This is a genomic window from Pedobacter cryoconitis (genome assembly GCF_003259615.1).
Taxonomy (GTDB): Bacteria; Bacteroidota; Bacteroidia; order Sphingobacteriales; family Sphingobacteriaceae; genus Pedobacter; species Pedobacter cryoconitis.
Genome location: NZ_QLLR01000007.1, coordinates 100183 through 113792, shown reverse-complemented (window position 1 = coordinate 113792; position 13610 = coordinate 100183). Strand labels below are relative to the sequence as shown.

The following is a 13610-nucleotide window of genomic DNA, read 5'->3' as shown; positions in this document are numbered from 1 at the left end:
TGTGTGTGGTGTTTATTTGTGTGTGTGTGTTCTTGTGTGCTTTTATTTAGTTTGCAGGCTTTGACGAATACGAAGGATCAAATCCATATAATGACCTTTAGTCGCCTCATCGCCGCTGTTCTTATGGTTTTCCAACAGGGTTAAGATTTGTAAAAGTTCTCCTCTTTTTGCTGATGCAACTTCCGAAGTCCGGCTCATGGCAGAAACATAAATATTTCTCAGATTTACCGAAGGATTGATACCGTTTTCCATCTGCTGATTTAGAGCTGCATCGTCTTTATTCAAACCTAAATCACAAGTTTGAGGTAAGTTATTCAGGCTGGTTTGCAACAATGATTTCTTCGTGATTTTTTCCAGCATTTTATCGGTACTCACCAATAAAACGTCTACATAGTTTTGTTGTAACATGCGGTCTGTAATAGACAGTGTTTTCCCTTTCAAGGTTTGTGCGAAGATCGCAGGGCGTATATCTTTAAACAATTCGCCCACAGTAAATACGTTTTCTTTGCCAAACTGAACTTCCATTTCAAGCATTCTCAATAAACGGTCTTCGCTCATTAAGCTATAAAGCAGGCCGTATTGATATTCTCGTCTCAGGTTTAATGGGGCATATTCCATTGGCCCGATTGGCGTATCTTTGATAGGGAAAGTCTTTTTAAGCAGTTCTTTATTGAACAACCATTCCGGCATCGTAAATACCTGGTCTTTGAAATATTCCAGCGCACCCTTCTGGATCTTAACAGGCACTGGTCTGTAAGCGTCTTTACCGTCTCCGCTAACTGGGTTTTCTAAATAATAACCTCCGATGTTTGCAGTTACATGCTCTGCATAGGTTTGCCATTGCCAGATTGCAGCCAGGTAAAGTTTACCTGCCTGGTAATAATTATCACCTTCTGGTGCTGACCATGTTAAAATTTGAGGGATCAGGCGTTTTAAATTTGCCAGTCCGTAACGGCTTGCTTTTACTGCATCATCACCAAGATCTTCAGATTGTGCCCTTGGATCTACGATGTTTTTCATTTGCTGCTGCTCCCCATAGTGGTATAAAGGATCATTTGCATGTACTTTAATCCATTCTTTAAGGATTGGCAATTCCTTACGCGGGTCTTCTTCTGGTAACCAGCGGTATCCCCATGCGATAGCATATTTATCATAAACCCCGATTTGCGGCGTAATGTTAGTGACTTTATCTTCTGGTTGTGCTACGTAATTAAAACGTGCATAATCCATAATCGAAGAAGCTGTTCCGCCCATACGATCTGTAAAAGCAGGTGAGCGTAAGGAGTCAACGGGGAAGGATGCCGAAGCAGACATATTATGTTTCAGACCTAAAGTATGGCCAATTTCATGAGAAGAAACGAAACGGATGGCATGTCCCATTCTTTGATCAGACACGTCATTTTTTCTTACTTCAGGATCGATAATACCGGTTTGCACGCGCATCCAGTATTGAACTGAAGTCATTACATTATGCCACCAGATGACATCAGATTCCAGGATCTCTCCTGATCTTGGGTCTACTACAGCCGGGCCCATTGCATTTGATTTAGGCGAAGCGGCATAAGTGATTTCGGAGTAGCGTACATCATCACCATCGTAATCTGTGGTATCTGTAACTTCACGTGCCTGAATTGCGTTTTTAAAACCTGCTTGTTCAAAGGCTTTCTGCCAGTCCACTACACCAGCAATAATTTCTTTTCTCCATTTTGGCGGAGTTGCCGGATCGATATAAAAGATGATCGGCTTCACTGGTTCTACCAATTCACCTTTAAGGTATTTCGCCTGGTCTTCTGGTTTAGGTTCCATTCTCCAGCGGGTAACGAGTTCCCTGGTTTCCAGTTTATGCTGTGCGTCTGAAAAATACCATCTTGGTGTGCTAAAAAAACCAACTCTGTTATCTGCAAAACGAGGTTTCATTGGTTTTTCAGGTAACAAAAGAATGTTCGTTGTTACTGTTATACTAATAGGTACGCTGATTCCTGCATCCATTACCCTTGTGCTCATTAATGCACGAACGACAATATTCTGAGGGAAACTTTTAATCTTTTCAATAGCGGACAGGGATGTCTTAGGGGTAGCTGCTAAGCCCATGTCATTAAATACATCATTGAAACTTTTCTCTGTTCCATCAAAGACTTTGTTCATTTTCACAACAACGGCCGATGAATCAGGGGAATAGGCTTCTATTTTAAAGGATTCTATCACTGAACCGGTAAAGTTATCTTTCACGGAACGGGTGATAGCATCGCCTGCAGGAGATTCTACTTGTGGCACGATTACCTTAACCCACACTGTTTTAGCTGCTTTATTTCTTGAAAAACGGATAACCCTGTTATCGAAGTTCATTCCTTTATTGACACCCGATTCGTTAAGCGCCAACGGTACTGAGGATATTTTATTGACTACTAAAAAGTCTTTTTCCATCAGGTTCAGCGGAATTTCGAAGTAATAATCGTTCTCCACCTGGTGTACTTTAAATAAACCTTTTAGCGTAGTTGCCTTCTTTAATAATTCGGCATAACTTTTCTGCTCCTTTTTACTGGCTGTATCTGCTTTCTTTTTAAGCGTATCTGTTAGTGCTTTTTTACCCGTGATTTCACCTTTATGAACAGGTAATTTTTTCGGTTGCACAGGTAATTTTTTAGGTATCTGGGTAAAACCGTTTACGTTGCATAAGAATAAAAAGAGCGCCGTAAAAGACAATTTCAAAAGTTTTTTAGTCAAAATCATGCTACAAAATCCCCCTTAGTTGGGAGATTATGAAATTATTAAAAGTGAAAGTCCCGTTTTGTGAAGTGAAAGCGCAGTTTTAAGGAGTGGAAGGTTTTTTAATGAGCGGCAAAAAGCATTGATAGGCCCCATTTTCTATTCCATAACTCAGGTGAAAGTCTCCAAAGTGCGCATAAATACCCTGCAGGTATTTCAAACCTTGCTTACCGGAATCTTTTACATCGCTGCGTAGTTGTAGGTTGTTGGTCACAATGATACCTTCTCCTTCACTCCTGATACTAATATGCAGCGGCTGAAGTTTAGAAACAATATTGTGTTTTACTGCATTCTCCACTAAAGTCTGCACACTCATAAATGGAATATAAGCGGAAGAGTGCTGCGGGTCAATATCGATTTCCAGGGATGCCAGCGCTTCTCCAAACCGTATTTTTAACAGAAAAAAGTATTCACTGGCAAAACGTACTTCTCTGGAAACTTCTTCCAGTCCGTTTGGCGTAGGATCTAAAACATAGCGGTATACCCTGGAAAGCTTAACAACGAATGCTTTAGCCAGATCAGGTTGTTCTTCAATTAAACCATTCAGAGAGCTCAACGAGTTAAACAGAAAATGCGGATCGAGTTTTTCTTTGAGCTTATCCAGCTGCAGAATTGCATTTTCTTTTTCCTGCTGCGCTGCGAGTATTTCAGCCTGCTGCCTCAGCATGAACTGTTTCTGCCATTTAGCTTGTGACCATTCTATTAATACCAGGATAATTAAGGTAGCCGCGATCAGCATCAGGAACACATACTTTTCGATGGCCTTTACGTCTTCGTCGATCACAAAAACAGGTGTTTCCAGTACCATTGTCCATTTCATCCGGCTGATGCCGAAAGGGGTATAAAAACGAAAAACAGGCATACCCAGGTAAGAAGAGGTTGCTATTTCATAACGGCTTATGCTATCCTGAAGCTTCTGCAGCCCGGCTGTTTTAATTCCGCCCGGCATTTGTTTCCCAATTTGTTTTTCATCCGGGCTCAGCACATAGTTACCCTGCTCATCAACGATATAGATCGATGCACGGCTTTGACCATCTACCCCCCATAAATAACGCTGTAATTCTTTGAAATTGAGATCCAGCCCCAGGATAAGCGTAGAGGAGTCTGCCAGGCGATGCCGGGTAGCGAGTAAACCATGAATGGAGTCTCCTGCATTGATCACAGTTCCTATTCTTGTGATCGTATCTTTTGAAAGGAGCTGATTACGAATCCATTTTTTCTGATAGGGTAATATCGTACCGTGCTGATAGTTATTCCCATTTTCACTGATTGTTTTGTACACCGTATCCCGGTCTTTAACGATTGCATACCAGCCGTGTTTGATTTTAGGATGGCTCAACAGCAGTGCATTGATCAGCTTTTCCCCTTTCAGGAAATCACCGGCAGTTTTAAATTGAGGTATGATGAGCTCAGCATTGTTTAATCCTCCGATAAACCCCCTGAACTCATTATTGATAACATTGGATCTCAGCTGATAAATGCTGGTTGCCATACCCATGCTGATCCGTTCTGTGCGCTTATTGAATTTATTGGTTATAAAAAAACCAATCCCACTAAAACACAGTAAGATAAATACTCCGATGGCAATGAAGTACCTGGAGTTATATACTGAAGTTTTCATTCCGGCAAATATAGTCAAAATGCCCAAAACCTATTTTACAGGTCCGAGTTCCATCTTGGCATATGCTGAAAGAGCTGATAATGTCTTTCAAACAGTATATTTTCCACTTTTCCGGGGCTATCAGTATGTTTCTCATTATAGGTTACATACCAATAAACATCGAGCGCTTCAATGTTTTCTTTCTTCATTTGCGCAGGCCAGGATATTTCTCTGGGTACATCGGTAAATTGCATACCATTGATCAGCTGATCTTTAAGCCCACCGGTTCCTGTACTCTGAATTGCATTTAGTTCTTTTTTGGTGACCTCTCCTGTGCCTCCTATAAATACGAGCTCAACTCTCCCGTTCCTCAGTGCATACGTCAGGAATACGCCAATTTCTTTTTCAGGCGCATTACATACGTCTTTTAATTTATCATCTGATGTCAAAAAGAAATGGCCGTTCTTTTTGTATTTATTCAATTCGTTAAACATATGCTGATAGTTTCAAATATTAGTTAACAACTTATAAATCAATATTCTCCACGGTAGAATATAAATATAAAAAAACTAATTTATAACAGAGTTCATAAGTGGTCTTTATTTCAGGGAAGATGCAGCTTTGATTATCTTTGAAAAGAAAAATGGCTCACCTCCACATGAAAATATTCGTTTTATTTACTTACCTGTCTCTTGGTTTTGGAAGCTATACGTTAAGGGCACAATCCAAAAATGCTGTTCCTGGAGATATGGAACAATTGTATACCAAAGCAAAGGCATCTTACCAGGAATTTGAAAGTGTACATGGAGGTTATGTCCAAACGGACAATGTGCTGATGCACTATTTATGCTGGGGCAATCCAAAAGACACTCCTTTAATCTGGTCACATGGCAGCTTCAGTCAAAGTTATGAACTGGCAAATATTGCAGATCTGCTGACCAGTGGCGGATATTATTTAATCGCTGTTGATTATTATGGACATGGTCAGACACCAATTCCTGAAAAGGAAGTATCACTTTATAATTCTGCGGATGACATCCGGGTATTAATGGATACGCTGAAGATTAATCAAGCTATTATAGGGGGATTTTCCAGAGGAGGATATATTGCTGCTGCTTTTTATCAAAGTTATCCAGAAAGAGTTAAGGCGTTAATATTGGAGGATGGTGGCTCTGTAGCATTTAATAGTTTTAACCACCGGATGAGCGATGAAGCATTAGCGCTTAAAATCAAAGCGATGAAACCTGAACCCGGGGCGAGTACGATTTATGAAGCTGCATTTGGCTCACCAGTTGCGGCTTATCAGAGTTTATACGATAAGGGTGAGGGTGGTTTACAGTTTGAGCTGCTAAATATTGTCAAACGCAAAGGTAATCAATGGGTCACTTACGCAGGATTAACTGATTTCTTTTGTATGAAGGATGATCAGCAGTTTAAAAACCTGGTCTTAAAGCCGGATAATTCTCCGTTATATGGGGCTTCGATCACGATGGTTCAACCGAAAATTATCTTTAGGAATCTATGTGTTCCCATATTAATACTTGATCCGGTATCTGCTGCTGACCCCATGCCATTCGAAAAAGATAACATTGCTTTAGCAAACAAATTCCCGGACTTGATAACCCGGGTTGAGTTTGCCGGAGTAGAACATAATATACACTATGAAAAGCCTGAACAGTTTAGCAAAGAGCTGCTCAAATTCTTAGGTATTGTTCAGCTTCCTTTTTACAAAAAAAATGACAAATAAGCCAGTAGATGCCGTTATCTTTGTTTTTTTAGCTCATCTTAATATTTCCAGCATAACACTATGATTAGATTGAACAATGATACACCCACTGATATATTGCAGGACGTTAAGAAAGGCAGTTTAGTAACTGATACTTTTAGCAAAACAGGTTTAGTGGAGACAATTGATATTAGTGATGATGGATTATACCGGATTTACACTTTTAACCTGGTGACTGGCAGAAGCATTGTGATTAAAAGATAATAACACAATCAGTAAAACTAAAACAGGGAGCATCACCGGAAAACTCATCGTTTTAAAGTATAACATGATAAATAATAGTATACTGCCAAGGAAAACCACTGATAAGGGTTTATTGAGTTTTTTGAAGAAAACAAGCAGGTAAAAGGGATGACACCACAGCATATTTAAATTATACTTTACCAATTCCAGGCTGGAAAACAGAGACAGATAAAGTAGCAGACAGCCTATTAAACTGATTAGTGTAAAAACGGTCACGGTTACCCAAATCATCAATTTATTCACGCCGCTTATCTTTTCTATAAATGGACTGATCAGCATAAGGATTAGTAAAAAACTATAGAACGCGGTAGTGAAGCTATTTTGCGAAACATTTTCTTTTTGTTCCGCTTTGAATAAAAAGGTAGCGGGGCCGGCAAGTTTACGCTCTTTTAATTGCAGGTTTCCCAATCTCTTTTGCAGAGTATCCGGCAGAAATAAGTTGACAGCTTTACTGGTACTCTTATCTGCTTTGCTTCCTAGCAAGACATTCATCCCAATCATATACAGTGCGTTACCTGTCAGGTAATTACTCACCAAATTTCTAACCGGATTACCTGCTCCCCGGTTAGCTATTGCCATTGAATTATCGAAATCCGGCCCTATGGTGTATGCTAACAGGTCAACTATTTTTGTTGCACAGTTATTTTTTATAAAATCATAGTAGTAATATTTATTTGCTGGTTTAAGTTGTTCGTTGAGCAGTAAAAAGAGTTTGTTCCTTTCTTTCAGCGTCAGGTAAAGTTTTTGAGTGGAAACTGCTTGCTGGTCTTTTATATACCCTTGTAAAAAGGAATGATAAGTTGAAACGGATAAAGAATACTTCATTTTTCCGCCGATAAGATTGATATAAAAATCAGGATCATCATTGTCAAATGTTCCATAGTTATAGACCAGGTCCAGTTGTTTTTCTTCATCTGTGATCCTGATAGCGCTATGGCCAAATAGTGCATATATATATTTATTGGTTTTGCTGCAGGTGAGCATGTTTATAGTAGATTTTTCTGAGAGCTGTGGCGCGTTTTCAGAGAGCTGCAGTGTGTTTTTTGCGGTTAAATCAGCGGCGGTACTGCTGAAGTACCTCAAAACAAAGACGAACAAAATAAGGATATGTTTTCTCATCAGCCGGGCTGTTGGAGTAAGTTGCAGGGCAATTTGCATTTATGTTGTTAACTCCATGCAAAATATTCATTGTTTTTCAGGTTAAAACGAATAACTCAATAAATTCTTAATTTATTTAATTCCGGACAAGTACAACATATTCAACTTCTTAAATACTATTAAAGCGTTGGTTCTATACAGGAGGCACAATATTTTCATTATTTAATTTGCATCCCATTCAAATTTAATTACTTTTGCCACCCCGGGGGATTAGCTCAGTTGGCTAGAGCGCTTGCCTGGCAGGCAAGAGGTCAGCGGTTCGACTCCGCTATTCTCCACAGAGAATTTCAGAGAAAAACTGAAGCTTTCTTTTTTAGCTTAATAAACCCCTTCAGTGCCGCAGGGATATAGGCAAAATGATCGGGGGAATACCAGAGTGGCCAAATGGGACAGACTGTAACTCTGTTGTCGCGAGACTTCGAAGGTTCGAATCCTTCTTCCCCCACCACTACAAAAAAGTCTTTCAGTTAATTCTGGAAGACTTTTTTGTTTACCGGAGTTATCTGCTAAGACACATCCCTGTTGCTATAAAGCGGATCAAGTCATAAACTTTTGGATCAGGGATTAAATTTCAAGTTTTGGGTTTGATATTTTTTGAGTTCAAAGCAGATGGTTACAATTCTTTAATAAGCTGATTACTTCCTGATTTTATAGTTCAATTTATCATTATTAAAGTCTCCTGATTACTTTGATAAGAGATCGGTCAACGCTTCAGCGGAATTCTTAGGGAGAGGAAAGATCCTGTTTTTTCCAGGCTTGCTACTTTTACGAAAGTTCTCTGATGCCTTTTTCGGTTTCCATTGATTGTTCCATTATGCCCCTTACAGAACTTTTGAAACAACCAGTACTCCAAACTACTGCTTTAAAAATGAAATCGCCCAGGATTCCCTTTACAAATTTACCCGTTAAACTTCCCATAATAAATAAATGCCTTTCCACCAATGTAGGCTATTCGCGTTAAAGATTATCCTGATGCGTAAAAAATGTCCGTAATTGTCCGCAGCTGTCTGCAATTGTCCGCGGTTGTCCATGGGTTAGTCAAAGGGAAGATTATAATTTCATTAATCTTCAACTAGTTATGGTTTGGTTGTGCCTGAGTGGTGGTCGGGGTGACACCAGGTTGTAAACGGGCTGTAAGCATGGCAACTCTAAGTCATTTCAACTAGTTGTTTTGACTTGGACTTGCCATGCTCTCGCGTTACTTTAGCACTGCTCTTACCCTAACGAGTACCCGACCAGTACTCGGACAGTACCCGGGCAGTACCCGGCCGATATAGATCTATTATTAAGCTATTTTGAATTTATTTACTAACAGCCCGGCCTTGTTTCGGCTGAGTCATTCCCATGCAAATTGAAAGCTTTCAGCGCAACTTCCACAGGCATAAGAGCATCCTCCACAAGTTTATGACTTGATCCTATAAAGCACCCTATCATTAGTATAACTTATAACCTTCAGCTTGACAAAGGACATCGGCTTGCCAGTTTTTTATAAAAACCAGTACAAAGGTTAGTTCGCATTAGATTCTTTAATATTATAGTTAGGTATGAAAGAATTATTTGCGAAACTGGCAATTAATCAATTGATTTAGCTATACTTACAGTAAAATAAATCCATTATGATTAAAAAATTTTTCTCTTTCAATGGTCGCATCCATAATAGCGAATATTTTATCTCTTTATTTATCTTTCTCTTTGAAGTGATTATGATGCAAAATATGTTTTCTGGCTTAAACGCTAATATTAGCAGTATCAAGTTGATTATATATGGGCTAATTAATATTGTATTTCTATGGCTCTTAATAGCACAAAGTGCAAAAAGATGCCATGATCTAGGCAAAAGTGGCTGGTGGCAATTAGTACCATTTTACGGGTTTGTCATGATCTTTAAGAACGGACAAATAGGAGCAAATAAATACGGAGAGAATCCTAGAGGAGAGAATGAGCTCAGCTCATTTAAGAATAGAACTGGGAACTAGCTATTTTTTTTTTCGACGATGTACAAGCAGAGCGTAGAAACTATATAGCTAGCTACTGAAATAAATAATTGATAATCTATTTTATATTAAAAGTTGAAGCTTATGAACAGATTTAAATTTTTCGATAATGAAGATGATTTAACAATTGAAAATGGTAAAAACATATCTGATAAAGAGCATAAAAACATACCATTAACTAGTAAAAACCACGTATTTAAAGCGGGAGAAGCAAAATATAGAAGTGAACAGCTAGTATTAATTAAGGTAGATGGTATAATAGAAAACCATGCCGAAACCAAATTGGAATATAAGATTGAGAAGATTGTTCATGATGATCAATTTTTGGTTAAGGTGAATCTTACAGATCAAATCGTAAATATGCAACCTAATCATTTACAGGAAGGTTTTGATTTGATGAGCAAAATTGATCTGATTAAAAGCAATGCCCGATTACTTGTCAATCAACAGACAGGGAAAATAGCCAGTATAGAAAATATTGATGAGATCAGAAATAACTGGTTTGCATTTAAACAGGAGGTTGAGGCAAACACATCTTTTGTAAAATCAGAAGAGATGAAAACCAGTATCGCCAATTATTTAAGCAATACAGAGCTACAGTTTACCAATGAAAATTTATTGCAGGATTTTCAGGTCAGACCTTTTTTTGAACTCTTTTTCAGCGCATACTTAATATCAGATAAGCTGGCCGTTAAGAATGAAACCAAACTTTATTATTCTCAACTTTTCGATAGGTTACCTGTAGAACTTGATATTTTGGCGACAATTGTCAATGAAACACCTGATACAATTAACATTCTCAAAGACGCTACGCTAAACAGGGAAAATTTAAACTTATCGGCATTTGTGAAAATTTATGACGAAAGGTATAAGCCCCGCATTGGCTATAAATTTGATGAATATAGTTTTGAACATCACACACAGGTTAGCTATAATTTAAAGGATAATTTACTGGCCGATGCAACTATGAATATAGTAGAAACGGTTAAAAATAATATAGAAGTTTTTGTTGATTATAAACTAATGAGGATAGACTAATGAGCAGTTCATACTTACCATCGGGCGTAAAAGTTAGCTGCACTTTAATGACGGTTGCCAAACCACAACAGCTGGGCATATCCCGAAAAACAAAAAACGTGCTTTCAGTTTCCAACATTGTATGGTTAAATATAGACGATAAGAAAATAAGTACAACGTTTGTATGTAAATCACCCGCCAAGTTCTGGAATGGGCTGAGCAACATGCTTACAGGTTTAGCTATTGGTATAATATGTGTAGCAGTGGCGGTAGTTGTTGTAGCTGCGGTTGTAGGTACAGGTGGTGTAGCAGGTGTTATTTTAGCTGGCATGGCAACAGCCGCAACCAGTGCTGCAACAGTTGCAGTGGTCGGTACAGTAGCGACAGCAGCCATCGTAACTGCAGCCGTTCAGCCAGTCAGGAATTTGATTGGCAATTTCACCAGTGGTCACGCTTGCGATTGTACATTAGAGACGGGTTCGCAATGGTCTAAATTCCATGATAAAGTTAATTTTAATGGACAAAATGCTATTGTTCAAAAATCAATTTTAAAATGTTTAAATGGCGGTATAGTGCAGCCGTTTATTAGCCCCGTATTAGCTCAAACTGCTGCTGATAAATTTTCGACAAATAACAATAAGGAACTGGAATTGCACAACAAGCAACAGCTTTGGATGGGTTTTGTGAGTGGTTTTAGCGGTCTTGCCGACCCCTTAGGTACATCATTAGGTATAGCAACAGGTATTTATGATTATAGTACTGGCTACAATACCAATACTTTAGCTAATGAAGATGCACCTGCTACTGAAGATTTAAAAGATGAAATTAGCAGCGCAAAAAGAGATCAGAAGATTGGTGTAGCTTCAGGTACTTTAAAAGGAGGTTACGAGGCTATAGAAACTATGACTTTGCAGAATAGAACCATTATTAGAGAGGTAATGGAACAAGGTGGTACTTATGCACAGGCAGAGAGAATGACCGCCTGGGGCTTAAAAAGTTTTAAGGGTGAATTTGCAAACATGGGCATAGGTTTGGGTGTAGGTGTAGGTTTTGGCGTAGCCGGGGCAATAATCAACCATTATATTGCCCAAAGTTATAAAGATGATAAACAGCAATTAATTGAAGATATAAGAAAAAACAGAAAGAAACTAGCCGATCTGGACACAAAAAACATGAATAGCGTTATTGCAACACAAAAATAGAATTAAATGAAAAAAATTTTGACATATGGTGCCTTTGGCCTGTTAGCCGTTGGTTTATTTTTCGGCAGATATCTGGGTAGATGGATCGTTAACGTAATAGATAATCCAGATACAAGAATAAATAATGGCAAACCCCACGTAGTCCAATATTTAAACGATTGCGATACCCTGCATTTGATAATGAAAAATTCCACACTACAAGATACCTTTTTCAAGGTTCAGGGAGCTTTCGATCTTTCAAGAGACGACAATACAGCTAGTGTAGATAAATATGAAACAATATTTTATGAGGAGAAAATGACAAAATATTTTTGTATTTATTACTTTTTCTCAAGGAACTCAATGTTTAGTCAAATGTATTACGACTTTATTTATGACATAAATAAAAATGGCGCTCACATTATTGCAACGGTAAACAAGAAGGAATTAGCAGATATTACATATGGTACAAAACAGAAACCAATTCCCATTACATATTTTGAAACACCGGATAATTCGACTACTTTATATGATTTAAATAAAGGGAGTGTTGAGAATAAATTTACGTTTCACGGTACCGAGGCCGAATTTAAGACTTATATGAAAAATTACAATATCCGTAATTACCTCTCTTATGTAAAAAGTAAAGCCGACTTTGAAAAGATGTTTGGAAAACAGCAAGATAAATAGCGAATAATATGTCCCTTCCGTAAGGAAGGAACATATTGCAATTAATATCATGAAGAAATCAATAATAGCGATTCTATTAATGACAGCCTGGTCATTTTGTTTTGCACAGAAAAAAGGTAAAATCATCGGCCAGCCGGATTCCCTTCAAACCCATATTAAACTAAATCAACCTGTTAAACCCTTAGATATTCGCGGGCCAATAATGAATATTATTGCAAGACATTCAGATCGTAATCTTTTGTATGAAACAAAAAAAGGTCATTCTTATATGATGTCCATCGCCGTTTTATTCAATGGTGAAGGGAAAATTGATACTGTGTATTTTTCTAATAATATGTCGTCAGAGCTGAAAGCTATTATCAGACCGAATCCGGAATTAATTCAGAAATTCAAAAGCCTTCGTTTAACTTGTCCCCAATATAAAGGCAAATTGGCCATGTTCCTTGTAGTATTTAAACAGGAAGGAGACAATGTATTAGCTTATGATAATCAATTTTTAAATGGGTTTAATAATTTATGGCCAGAATTCAGACCTGAAGACAGCAATAGGCCTATTGTTTTTTTAAAATCATATCTAAATGAATTTATAATCAGAATATAAATTATTGCAGGATTTATTAAACCAATAGCTGCTTCAAATCCTTATCTCTTTACAGAAATCCCTGCAGTTAATTCCGGAAGGATTTTTGTATTCCAGCCTACTGAAATCCAATTCGTATTATACCTTTCTCCATAAAAAAAGACCTGAATATCGTTCAATTGTAAATGGAAAACTGACCCTGATTTTCACCTGCTAAACTGTATTAAACTGAACACAAATTACAGCTATAAAAAGAAGGTGTGAATAAAAAATCAGACAAAATTACAGCTTACCATTTCACCAGCTGAAAGAAATATAAATTTATTTACATTAAAAAACTCCGTAAATAAAAATGATTATTACTAGAAAATAATAATTTATAGAAATCATAAAATCGCAATTCCAGCGTTTAATTTCTCCAGTTTAAAAATCTCAATTGAATTATTCCATTTAGGAATAATTCAGGCTTTAAAATAGCCATGCCAAAAAAAACCATATTTCACTGGCTTAACTTAATGTAAAATCACAAGTAAATTACAAGAGATTATCAGTCATTATCCGACAAATTTCATCTTTAGCTAAAACGTTAAACTTA

General features: G+C 37.7%; 11 protein-coding genes and 2 tRNA genes. 8 read left to right on the top strand and 5 right to left on the bottom strand.

Features of this window, described 5'->3' with window-relative positions; genetic code table 11:
* Positions 1 to 42 precede the first annotated feature (42 nt).
* The 3 genes from LY11_RS10070 to LY11_RS10060 form a co-directional block, all read right to left on the bottom strand.
* Entirely contained in the window at positions 43 to 2631 is a 2589-nt protein-coding gene (locus LY11_RS10070; protein ID WP_245952701.1) for a zinc-dependent metalloprotease, read from the bottom strand.
* A 178-nt stretch (positions 2632 to 2809) separates the two neighbouring features.
* A complete protein-coding gene (locus LY11_RS10065; RefSeq protein ID WP_111633583.1) occupies positions 2810 to 4387 on the bottom strand; it encodes a histidine kinase in 1578 nt (525 codons plus the stop codon).
* Positions 4388 to 4422: 35 nt separating this feature from the next.
* Positions 4423 to 4860: a hypothetical protein gene (locus tag LY11_RS10060; RefSeq protein ID WP_111633582.1), complete on the bottom strand. Its 438-nt coding sequence runs from the start codon at positions 4858 to 4860 to the stop codon at positions 4423 to 4425.
* Positions 4861 to 5024: 164 nt separating this feature from the next.
* Here LY11_RS10060 and LY11_RS10055 point away from each other — a divergent pair, with 164 nt between their 5' ends.
* The gene (locus LY11_RS10055) at positions 5025 to 6113 is read left to right on the top strand and encodes an alpha/beta fold hydrolase (protein WP_170132665.1); all 1089 of its coding nucleotides are present in this window, start codon (positions 5025 to 5027) and stop codon (positions 6111 to 6113) included.
* Between the two features lie 183 nt (positions 6114 to 6296).
* Here LY11_RS10055 and LY11_RS10045 read toward each other — a convergent pair whose 3' ends face one another.
* On the bottom strand, positions 6297 to 7553 hold the full coding sequence (locus LY11_RS10045) for a lipoprotein N-acyltransferase Lnb domain-containing protein (RefSeq protein WP_111633579.1): 1257 nt from the start codon (positions 7551 to 7553) through the stop codon (positions 6297 to 6299).
* A gap of 204 nt (positions 7554 to 7757) precedes the next feature.
* Here LY11_RS10045 and LY11_RS10040 point away from each other — a divergent pair.
* Together LY11_RS10040 and LY11_RS10035 are read left to right on the top strand one after the other, a co-directional pair.
* Positions 7758 to 7831: transfer RNA gene (locus LY11_RS10040), tRNA-Ala, on the top strand.
* Between the two features lie 84 nt (positions 7832 to 7915).
* Positions 7916 to 8001, top strand: a tRNA-Tyr gene (locus LY11_RS10035).
* Positions 8002 to 8318: 317 nt separating this feature from the next.
* On the opposite strand, the gene LY11_RS26680 is transcribed toward LY11_RS10035, so the two are convergent.
* Positions 8319 to 8471 (bottom strand): hypothetical protein, encoded by a 153-nt coding sequence (locus tag LY11_RS26680; protein WP_170132664.1) that lies wholly within the window; start codon positions 8469 to 8471, stop codon positions 8319 to 8321.
* Positions 8472 to 9169: 698 nt separating this feature from the next.
* On the opposite strand from LY11_RS26680, the gene LY11_RS10030 reads away from it, so the two are divergent.
* The 5 genes from LY11_RS10030 (at position 9170) to LY11_RS10010 (ending at position 13036) form a co-directional block, all read left to right on the top strand.
* Positions 9170 to 9529, top strand: a complete 360-nt coding sequence (locus LY11_RS10030) for a DUF805 domain-containing protein (RefSeq protein ID WP_111633578.1) — start codon at positions 9170 to 9172, stop codon at positions 9527 to 9529.
* A 102-nt stretch (positions 9530 to 9631) separates the two neighbouring features.
* Positions 9632 to 10585, top strand: a complete 954-nt coding sequence (locus tag LY11_RS10025) for a hypothetical protein (protein WP_111633577.1) — start codon at positions 9632 to 9634, stop codon at positions 10583 to 10585.
* On the top strand, positions 10585 to 11766 hold the full coding sequence (locus LY11_RS10020; RefSeq protein ID WP_111633576.1) for a hypothetical protein: 1182 nt from the start codon (positions 10585 to 10587) through the stop codon (positions 11764 to 11766). The genes LY11_RS10025 and LY11_RS10020 overlap by 1 nt, the downstream gene beginning before the upstream one ends.
* A gap of 6 nt (positions 11767 to 11772) precedes the next feature.
* The gene (locus tag LY11_RS10015) at positions 11773 to 12435 is read left to right on the top strand and encodes a hypothetical protein (RefSeq protein WP_111633575.1); all 663 of its coding nucleotides are present in this window, start codon (positions 11773 to 11775) and stop codon (positions 12433 to 12435) included.
* Positions 12436 to 12484: 49 nt separating this feature from the next.
* On the top strand, positions 12485 to 13036 hold the full coding sequence (locus LY11_RS10010; protein ID WP_146610833.1) for a hypothetical protein: 552 nt from the start codon (positions 12485 to 12487) through the stop codon (positions 13034 to 13036).
* Positions 13037 to 13610: the final 574 nt, after the last annotated feature.

Bases quoted from the DNA above. Each gene is read 5' to 3' on its own strand.
- LY11_RS10065 (WP_111633583.1), bottom strand. From the start codon at position 4,387: ATGAAAACTTCAGTATATAACTCCAGGTACTTCATTGCCATCGGAGTA.
- LY11_RS10010 (WP_146610833.1), top strand. From the start codon at position 12,485: ATGAAGAAATCAATAATAGCGATTCTATTAATGACAGCCTGGTCATTT.
- LY11_RS10015 (WP_111633575.1), top strand. From the start codon at position 11,773: ATGAAAAAAATTTTGACATATGGTGCCTTTGGCCTGTTAGCCGTTGGT.
- LY11_RS10060 (WP_111633582.1), bottom strand. From the start codon at position 4,860: ATGTTTAACGAATTGAATAAATACAAAAAGAACGGCCATTTCTTTTTG.
- LY11_RS10030 (WP_111633578.1), top strand. From the start codon at position 9,170: ATGATTAAAAAATTTTTCTCTTTCAATGGTCGCATCCATAATAGCGAA.
- LY11_RS10020 (WP_111633576.1), top strand. From the start codon at position 10,585: ATGAGCAGTTCATACTTACCATCGGGCGTAAAAGTTAGCTGCACTTTA.
- LY11_RS10055 (WP_170132665.1), top strand. From the start codon at position 5,025: ATGAAAATATTCGTTTTATTTACTTACCTGTCTCTTGGTTTTGGAAGC.
- LY11_RS10025 (WP_111633577.1), top strand. From the start codon at position 9,632: ATGAACAGATTTAAATTTTTCGATAATGAAGATGATTTAACAATTGAA.
- LY11_RS26680 (WP_170132664.1), bottom strand. From the start codon at position 8,471: ATGGGAAGTTTAACGGGTAAATTTGTAAAGGGAATCCTGGGCGATTTC.
- LY11_RS10045 (WP_111633579.1), bottom strand. From the start codon at position 7,553: ATGCAAATTGCCCTGCAACTTACTCCAACAGCCCGGCTGATGAGAAAA.